This is a genomic window from Bacillus sp. NEAU-CP5, from assembly GCF_026420705.1.
GTDB classification, from domain to species: Bacteria; Bacillota; Bacilli; order Bacillales; family Bacillaceae; genus Bacillus; species Bacillus velezensis.
Window position 1 is genome coordinate 1 of sequence record NZ_JAPMOV010000012.1, and the last position, 8,764, is coordinate 8,764.

Genomic DNA, 8,764 nt, shown 5'->3' on the forward strand with positions numbered 1-8,764 from the left:
TGGCATCCAACGGCCATCCGTTGGTGGGTTTGGGCAAAGCCCAAGAACTTGACTGGAGAGAAAAAATCGCGCTATCATTAAGGCAGATAATATGAACGTGAACTGTTGGTGAGAGAAGGGAGCGTAAGGCGACGGCAGTCGCCGAGCGGCAGCGATAAGCGACCGGATCGAATCCAACCCGAAAGCCCCCCCACGCTAACAGGGGGGTAGTAATCGCAAAAATAAAAAATGAGCGCATTTTGCTTCCCGGCTGTTGCGTAAAAAAGGAAAGGTGGATGTATAAAGCATCCGCCTTTTTTGTTGCTGTTGTCCTTTGCGTATATTGATATATGCGTCTGAGAATTCGCAGATTCGTTTCTAAGCGGTTTTAAAATCTTACTGGAATAAAAGGTAGGGTTTTCGTTAGAACGTCTATAAAGAGGCTTAAAATGATTATTTTGGGTGTGTTGAATTCAGAAAAAAAAGCAGATCATAATGACCTGCCCCAGGGGCTTATATCAAGTGGCGAGTCTGGAAGCTATCTCGAAATCTCCACTTTTCTCCGATGCCGCAGATTTATTTTCTTGAGCTGAATTGTGACTGGATACAACCAACAAGCTTAAAGCAACGGTTAGCGAAAGAAGCAGCTTACGTTTCATACAGGAAATCGCCCCTTTGGATTTGTTTTTGAGCGAGCACCATTTCTTCGTAAAAAAAGACAGAATCAGCCATTCGCTCTTTCCTAGTATAAAATTCAGCGGCAACTAATGCCAGTTCCTCAAGGTACGGGTAACCTCGGCTATTTTTCAAATTATTTAAGGATTCAAGTACATCAGACCTATTTGCAGATTCAATAAACAGAACTTTTAGAAATTTCAAGAGAAATAAAAAGAGGTCGTCTTTATAATGATGGGCGCTTTCAAGAGCTTTTTCATAAAACTCCTGCCCTTCAATTTTTTCATCTTGCTTAAAGTGAAGCAAAGCCAGTTCATAATAAGCCTGTGTTAATTCTTTGGCATCAGTCTCTTTTCCGATTTTAATTGCTCTTCGGAAATATGCGATTGCTACGGTCTTTTCATCCATCGCATTGTAGCAGCATCCGACGTTAAGCAATCCCTTTGTTATCATCGGTTTGTTGTTAAATTCTTCTGCATTCAATAGGGCTTTCTTTAGGTAGGGCAAGGCTTTCTCATAAGCCAATAAGTCAATATAATTCCCTGCGATAACGGTCAAGCATTGGATCGACCGGACAATATATGTGTCGTGCTTTTTGTAAATGTCGTAGGCGAGGTTAACGTAATATAGGGATACTTGAGTTTGCTTCATGTGATAATAAACCTCGGCCATTTTATAAAAGAACTCGGCTTGTTCGATCTTATCTACGACTCGGTTAAGCTTTTTCTCTGCCTGCCGGTAGCTTTTTATGGCGTTTATGTAATCACCTTCTGCAAAATGATGCATCCCGTCAAAAAAGTTGGCGTAATACTCCATTAAGCGAGTCAGTTTCTGACCCTTCCCCTCGGACTTTTTGAGATACTCCCATTTTTCTAATGGTTTAGAAGCTTCAGAGGGAAATAGGTAGTTCATGGTTAAGTCATGTCTGAATTTCATGAGTTGATAGTATATCAGCACATTCTGATCTTCTTCCATTTGCTCTAAAAGCTCTTCGACTTGTCTTTTTAGTTTTATGGCCATTTTAACGTCAAACTTATTTACTGCATCATACCATTCGCTGATTTTAACCCCTACGTTTGCTGATGGAACGCCCTTCATACTCTCCCCCCAAATAAATCATTTACTGAAAATGGTAGCATAAGAAGAACGCTTGTAACTTTGTTGCGGGAAAATTTTCGACAAACCGCAATCATGATTTTAAAGGGGTTTGAACAATAGGCCCATGTGTTTTGGTCGTTCTTTGGTTATGTTTACCCTATGTTTTCCCAATGCTTTAGGAAATTAAAGAAACATATGATAATCATAGGGGGATTTTATGCATTTCTGCCTGTAACAATACGCTTTTAATGGTGATTAACAACCGTACACTTTTCGAGACTCTTATCCGTAGCATACTTTTTTTAGTATGCGAATGGATAAGGGTTTCTTTTTCTTCATTTTTGATTACAGGGCGGCTCGGTTTCAGGATGCAAAAGCGGAGTGCCCACTTACGCACCTAGTCAAAGGGTGCTCGTTTTCGCACTGGCGAAATAAATAATGCTACGCATTCGACCATGACTGGATGTGTTGATCAAATATTTCGGAAGATCAATTTTTCAGGAAAATAAAATAGTTTGATAGAGCAATGTTTTCAGAAACGCGCCCTTGAATTATTTTGATAGTGCAACTTTTTGAACGGCTGCCATCAAAAATATTTTGTTAGTGCGACTTTTTCGGGCCGATTTCGGCCAAAAAGGAACGGATTTGTTACTGATCGCTTACATGCGATTAGAAAAAAACGTTTTTGAACGCAAAAAAGGCTTTTTCGCATGAAAAAAGCCGATTTTTAAAAAAAATCTCCCCCTACGGGGGAAGAATGGTTTTGATCTTAGGTTTTGGGTTTTAAAAAAAGACCGGCAATTCTGCCGGCCTTTTTTGCGATTTTGACGGAGTCGAAATCGGGTCTTTTCTTATCTTGATACTATATAGCAACAACATCATTTTGAAAAACCTTATTAATGCCTTGTGTGTCAAGGTTTTTACGCCTTTTTGACAGGTAAAAACTCCTTCTGCTATTATTTAAGGTGACCAAACCAAAATAATAGATTGCTAGAGGACTAGCATCAGAAGGAGTTTCTTTGTTCATGTATTCATCTGAAAATGATTATAGCATCCTCGAAGATAAAACTGCAACAGGTAAAAAGCGGGATTGGAGAGGAAAAAAGAGACGGGCCAATCTTATGGCGGAGCATTATGAAGCATTGGAGAAAAGAATCGGAGCGCCTTACTATGGCAAAAAGGCTGAGCGTTTATCTGAATGTGCAGAGCATCTGTCGTTTAAAAGAGACCCGGAAACGGGCAGATTGAAACTGTATCAAGCCCACTTTTGTAAAGTGAGGTTATGTCCGATGTGTGCGTGGCGCAGGTCGTTAAAAATTGCTTATCATAACAAGCTGATTATTGAGGAAGCGAATCGACAGTATGGCTGCGGATGGATTTTTTTGACGTTGACGGTTCGAAATGTTAAGGGAGAACGCCTGAAGCCACAAATTTCTGAGATGATGGAAGGTTTTCGGAAGCTTTTTCAGTATAAAAAAGTAAAGACCTCTGTTCTTGGGTTTTTCAGAGCTTTAGAGATCACTAAAAATCATGAAGAAGATACATATCATCCTCATTTCCATGTGTTGTTACCTGTGAAGAGAAATTATTTCGGTAAAAATTACATCAAGCAAGCGGAATGGACGAGTCTTTGGAAAAGAGCTATGAAGTTGGACTACACTCCAATCGTCGATATTCGAAGGGTCAAGGGAAGAGTTAAAATTGATGCCGAGCAGATAGAGAGTGATGTACGAGAAGCGATGATGGAGCAAAAAGCTGTTTTAGAGATTTCTAAGTATCCAGTGAAAGATACTGATGTTGTGCGTGGCAGCAAGGTGACGGATGATAATTTGAATACTGTGTTTTACTTGGATGATGCGCTTTCAGCCCGCAGACTGATCGGGTACGGCGGTATTTTGAAGGAAATTCATAAGGAGCTGAACCTTGGTGATGCGGAGGGCGGCGATCTTGTCAAGATTGAGGAAGAAGATGACGAAGTTGCAAATGGTGCATTTGAAGTCATGGCTTATTGGCATCCTGGCATTAAGAATTACATACTCAAATAAAAAAAGAGACCCTCAAAAGGTCTTTTTTTTATGCCGTGTTTGTATTAACAAAATGCGTTATATGACAAAAAAACCTCTATTTTGATTAAATCCTTAATTTTTCCTTAAAAAACAAAATTAAAAACCAAAAATAAACAAAAATGTACTATCGTACTATTGTATATATTTTTAATTAATGGAAAGGAGACTTCTATGGTTATTAATTCATTAAAAAGAAGCCAAATGCTTCTGCCCTTAACAATTATTTTGTCTTTATTATTAACTGTTGGTTATGCGTTGCTTCCTGTTAAAGACTCATCTATAGCTAAAGCTGATACAGTAGATAAGACATTTTCAACCACTAACGGAAAGGCTTGGACTTCAGTAGCAAAAAAAGCAAACACTAGTGGAGTTTACGTTAAGGTGAAAAAAGGAGAAAGAGTGCTAGTTTCTGTCTTTGCTGATGCAAATAAGGGCAAAGGAAAAAGAAAATGGGTAAACGTTTCTGGTAGCTCTGGAGGCAGTTTAGGTACTTATGTATCTTCAGGACATACATATCATCTTACCAATTATGCTGTTGAAAGATATGGAAAGGGAGTTCCTATACGTTTACTTGTTGATAAAGGCGGTAAGTCTGGAAAAGTTGAATTTCTTTGGAGTCCAGACTCCAGATAAATTTAAGTTAAGGAGTGTATTATATGGCTATTCGAAATATTTTAGAAAAAAGTAAAGTATTAATTATAGTTGGAGCTGTTTTATGTTTAATGGTTTCAATAATTTCTTATCCTCCTTTGGCTAAGGCAGATACAAAGGACAGAACTGTAAATGTTAATGCATCACATGGTTGTACTACTGTTGCAAAAAAAGCAAATACTAGTGGTGTTTATTTGAAAGTATTGTCTCATGGAAGTGGTCGGAATATGCTTGTTTACGTCGATGCTGATGCGAACAAAGGAAAAGGAAAAAGGCACTGGGTAAATGTTTCTGGAAAAGATAAAGCTAGTCTAGGTAAATATGTTACAAAGGGGAACACGTATCACCTTACCAATTATGCTGTTGAAAGATACGGAAAGGGAGTTCCTATTAGACTTTGTTTCGATGGAGATAAAGGGAAAATTAATTTCCTTTGGAGTCCGGATAGTAGATGATGAGAAGCAGGATTAATCCTGCTTTTTTATTTTGATTTTGGTAAAATGTGATAAGCGAGTTTTGAAAATGCGGAGGAGGAAATTTCTTTGACAAAAGAAAAAGTTTCTAAAAAGAAGAGCTCTATTTTAGAGTGGGGCAAGGCTATTGTGATAGCCGTTATACTTGCTCTTCTTATTCGGAATTTTTTGTTTGAGCCGTATGTGGTAGAAGGTAAATCTATGGAACCCACTTTGGTTAATTCAGAAAGATTATTTGTGAATAAGACGGTTAAGTATATAGGCAATTTTAAACGAGGAGATATTATAATTTTAAACGGAAAGGAAAAAGGCGTACACTATGTAAAGCGATTAATTGGTTTACCTGGAGACACTGTAGAAATGAAGAATGACCACCTTTTTATTAATGGAAAACAAGTGAAGGAACCATATTTGTCCTCTAATAAAACAAATGCTGAGAGTATGGGAATAAATCTTACAGGGGATTTTGGGCCAATTAAAGTTCCAAAAGGTAAATATTTTGTTATGGGTGATAATCGACAAGAATCCATGGACAGTCGTAACGGTCTTGGTCTCTTTACTAAAGATGATATTCAGGGAACTGAAGAGTTTGTTTTTTTTCCGTTTAGTAATGTGCGTCAAGCTAAATAATTTTTCAGACTGAAACAGGCTATGAGGTCTGTTTTTTATTTTTCTTTGAAAATTTAATACATAGAACAAAATGTTCATGTGTTAAATGCTGCGGGAGCGGAAAGGGTTTTTCCGATTTTCTGCCGATCTCTCATCGGCGGAAAAATCGGGTCGGCGGACAGCCGACAAGTGGCACGAACTTTCGATGCGATAGCGAGAATGAGAGAGCCACCGGCACCGCAGGTCGCACGTCCAAATTGAATCCGTAGGAACAATTTGGTGTAGTGCGTTACACCAAAACTGAAATTTTGTGTTACCATAACCCTAATAGAGTGGTATATATTGGGGGAATTCGTGTGGCAAATTATGCGGTTATCAGGATGGAAAAATACAAGAAAGATAGACTGAATGGGACGCAAAAACACAATCAGCGGGAGTTTCAAAAAAGCAAAAACGAAAACATTGATCGTGGCCGGTCGCATCTCAATTATGACCTGATCAACGGGCAACCGATCAGCTACGCACAGGCGGTTCGTGAAAAAATCGAGGGCAGGGTCAAACGGAAAGTGCGGGACGATGCCGTTCTGGTGAGTGAGTTTTTGATTACAGCCAGTCCTGACTACATGAACGGATTGAGCGAGACGGAGCAGCGGCGCTACTTTGAAGCGGCGGCTGATCATCTGAAAGAGAAATACAGTGCGGAAAACATGTTGTATGCCACGGTACATATGGATGAAGCGACCCCGCATATGCATGTCGGGATTGTGCCGATCACTGAGGATGGCCGGCTTTCTGCTAAAGATTTCTTTAACGGCAAGCTGAAGATGAAAGCCATTCAGGATGATTTTCACCGGCATATGGTGAAGAGCGGTTTTGACTTGGAGCGGGGAGAACCAAGCGAAAAGAAGCATGAAAATGTTCACCAGTACAAAATCAATCAGCGGAAAGCGGAGCTTGAGCGGCTGAACGCTGAGATCGCTTTGAAGGAAAAACGGAAAGCCGAGCTGGAACAGCAGAACCGAGCGGTTGAATCAGTGGTTTCCGCCAAAAAAGAAGCACTGACGACCAAAACACAAGAGCGGCGGCTCCCGACCGTTGAGTATGAAAAAGCCGGTCTTTTCAAAAAAGACAAGGTGACTGTGCCGCAGCATGAACTTGAAAATTTGTATGCTTATGCGGAAGATCAAGGGAAAATGGCGGCGCAACTGTCGCGGCAACTTGAAGCGGAGACGGAAGAGAAGGAACGGTGGAAGTCCATAGCCGTCGAAGAAAGGGAACGGGCAGATTCGAAAGATAAGATGCTCTTGGATCTGCAGACGACTATGAACGAGGAGGTCGAAAAAGCAAAAAGGGGGATGCGGCGGAAGCTGACTAAAGAATTTACGGAAGAGCAGAGGGAAGAACTCCGTCAGGAAGTGAAAGAAGAGCTGTCTGCTCTGAAAACAGAAAACAGCGAGCTAAGAACGGAGAATAAGGATTTGAAGCGGCTTACGCTGTCTCTGAGCGAACAAAAAGACAATGAGGTCAAAAAGCATAACGAAACGAAAAAAAGCCTTAAAGCGGAAAGAGGCAGGTATGGTGAGCTGCTGAACTTCGCCCAAGAGCAGAATAAGGAGTTTCAGGTGCTGAACAAGGAAAATAAGACGTTAAGAGAGCGGGTAGCCGTACTGGAACAGTGGAAAGATAAAATGGTGCAGTGGGCTAAAGAAAAGTTGCCAAGGGTGCGGAAATTAGCGGCATCGTTTTTTCGTACGGCTGGAATGCCTAGAGAAGCGAATAAATATAAGGACCATGAATTAGAGCGGTGACTGTTGGTGATATTAGCTGTTCTTCCAAAATTGCCACCACTTTTTTTGTTTAGTGGCTGCGATCATTTTTTGTGTCTCGAGCGACTCCCGTAATGCGGCAGTGAGTGTCTCGTGCCTTTCTTGCTGTCTTTTTTCGAATTGTTCCATCCGTTCTGCCATGTGGCGGTTGAATTCTTCCTGTCGTTTCATGAATTCGACCAAAGGATTGTTCTGTAGCGATGTAGCGGTATCCGATATGGTCAGTTTTGAACGATATAGGCTTGCTATATGCTTTACCGTTTCGTCGAGTGAGTGTCCATTGATCTTAGTCATTGTACATAGATACTCTAAAGTCTTTACGTCATCCTCGGTATAGAGTCGCCATCCTTTCGAATCTTTATTGAATGAGTAGCCTTGTTCTTCAAGCATACTGGCATACTTGCGGACAGTCACTGGCTCTATACCGAGGTGTTTTGCGACGTCCTTGGACGATAATTTGACTCCCATATCCATCACGAATCACCTCGTAAAATAGGTTCGCTATGGCGAGGCCAGACACCTTTAAGTATTGCACCCTTTATTATGTTTGAGTTGTTTTGAAAAGGGTGCATTTCAAAAGGAGCGCTGCATACCTAAACGAGAGGAAAAATCCAGTCATGACAGGGGACTGATTGGGTTCTTTTGTGTTTGAGTTTGTTTTGGAATTTAGGAGCGGTCACGGAGTGCCCAGTTATACGCACCAAATAAATTGGGGCGTACTGGCGGAAATGACCTGCAGGGGCTTTGAAAAAAGGGATGCTATAATCTAACAGAAAAAGGGAGGGGAATCACATGGCATATCGTATTGTGGGCGAGCTGGAAGGGACGGAAATTACGTTCACGAGCACACACCCAGACAGAGAGAAACGAGAGGAGATATTCGAGACGATCGAGGAAGCGGAGGATGCTTTGAATACCTTGAAAATGTCTCTGCCTGATGGAACAAAATTGACGATTGAACCTGCGGTATAGAGACAAATGATTGATTTTGAAACGGCTATGAGACAAGTGAGAGCAACCCTTGGCTTTGAGGGCTTAGTGCTGACTGAAGAAGAGGAAAAGCTTTTAGAAAGGCGGTTTCATGGAGAAATCACAGAAGAAGAATACATAAGAAAAGCGCTTGAGCTGTCTTATCTCTAAATGGGAAGCGGGCGATTTTGGCGTGAGTCAACGGTAACCGGACCGTAGGGAGGATTAAGGAGTTGACTCACTCAGCGCCACCCGAACCCTTTCAGCACTCAAACAAACCCGTTTGTTTGACGCCAACCGGCGAGGGAGTCCCCCGAAGATTCGGGGGGTTGGGGGGATTGAGTATTGGCATCCAACGGCCATCCGTTGGTGGGTTTGGGCAAAGCCCAAGAACTTGACTGGAGAGAAAAAATCGCGC

The 8,764-nt window shown here is 41.2% G+C and carries 9 protein-coding genes; 7 read left to right on the forward strand and 2 right to left on the reverse strand.

The genetic code is table 11. The annotated features are described in order from the left end of the window. Positions 1 to 627: 627 nt before the first annotated feature. Positions 628 to 1,752 carry an aspartate phosphatase gene (locus tag OTK50_RS19745; protein WP_266122007.1) on the reverse strand — a complete coding sequence of 375 codons (1,125 nt, stop codon included), beginning with the start codon at positions 1,750 to 1,752 and terminating at the stop codon, positions 628 to 630. A gap of 1,025 nt (positions 1,753 to 2,777) precedes the next feature. Here OTK50_RS19745 and OTK50_RS19750 point away from each other — a divergent pair. From OTK50_RS19750 to mobV, 5 genes are all read left to right on the forward strand, one after another. Beyond that, positions 2,778 to 3,797: a protein rep gene (locus tag OTK50_RS19750; RefSeq protein WP_032488327.1), complete on the forward strand. Its 1,020-nt coding sequence runs from the start codon at positions 2,778 to 2,780 to the stop codon at positions 3,795 to 3,797. Positions 3,798 to 3,989: 192 nt separating this feature from the next. Next, positions 3,990 to 4,451, forward strand: a complete 462-nt coding sequence (locus tag OTK50_RS19755; RefSeq protein WP_266122008.1) for a hypothetical protein — start codon at positions 3,990 to 3,992, stop codon at positions 4,449 to 4,451. Between the two features lie 23 nt (positions 4,452 to 4,474). After that, on the forward strand, positions 4,475 to 4,924 hold the full coding sequence (locus tag OTK50_RS19760; RefSeq protein WP_021494581.1) for a hypothetical protein: 450 nt from the start codon (positions 4,475 to 4,477) through the stop codon (positions 4,922 to 4,924). 87 nt (positions 4,925 to 5,011) lie between these two features. Next, on the forward strand, positions 5,012 to 5,572 hold the full coding sequence (gene lepB / locus OTK50_RS19765; protein WP_021494580.1) for a signal peptidase I: 561 nt from the start codon (positions 5,012 to 5,014) through the stop codon (positions 5,570 to 5,572). A 335-nt stretch (positions 5,573 to 5,907) separates the two neighbouring features. Then, positions 5,908 to 7,359, forward strand: a complete 1,452-nt coding sequence (gene mobV, locus OTK50_RS19770; RefSeq protein ID WP_231834329.1) for a MobV family relaxase — start codon at positions 5,908 to 5,910, stop codon at positions 7,357 to 7,359. 12 nt (positions 7,360 to 7,371) lie between these two features. On the opposite strand, the gene OTK50_RS19775 is transcribed toward mobV, so the two are convergent. After that, positions 7,372 to 7,851 (reverse strand): DUF3967 domain-containing protein, encoded by a 480-nt coding sequence (locus OTK50_RS19775; RefSeq protein ID WP_231834330.1) that lies wholly within the window; start codon positions 7,849 to 7,851, stop codon positions 7,372 to 7,374. A 318-nt stretch (positions 7,852 to 8,169) separates the two neighbouring features. Between OTK50_RS19775 and OTK50_RS19780 the strand changes: the two genes are divergently transcribed. Beyond that, positions 8,170 to 8,349, forward strand: a complete 180-nt coding sequence (locus OTK50_RS19780) for a hypothetical protein (RefSeq protein ID WP_069837944.1) — start codon at positions 8,170 to 8,172, stop codon at positions 8,347 to 8,349. A gap of 6 nt (positions 8,350 to 8,355) precedes the next feature. After that, a complete protein-coding gene (locus tag OTK50_RS19785; protein ID WP_164704431.1) occupies positions 8,356 to 8,517 on the forward strand; it encodes a hypothetical protein in 162 nt (53 codons plus the stop codon). Positions 8,518 to 8,764: the final 247 nt, after the last annotated feature.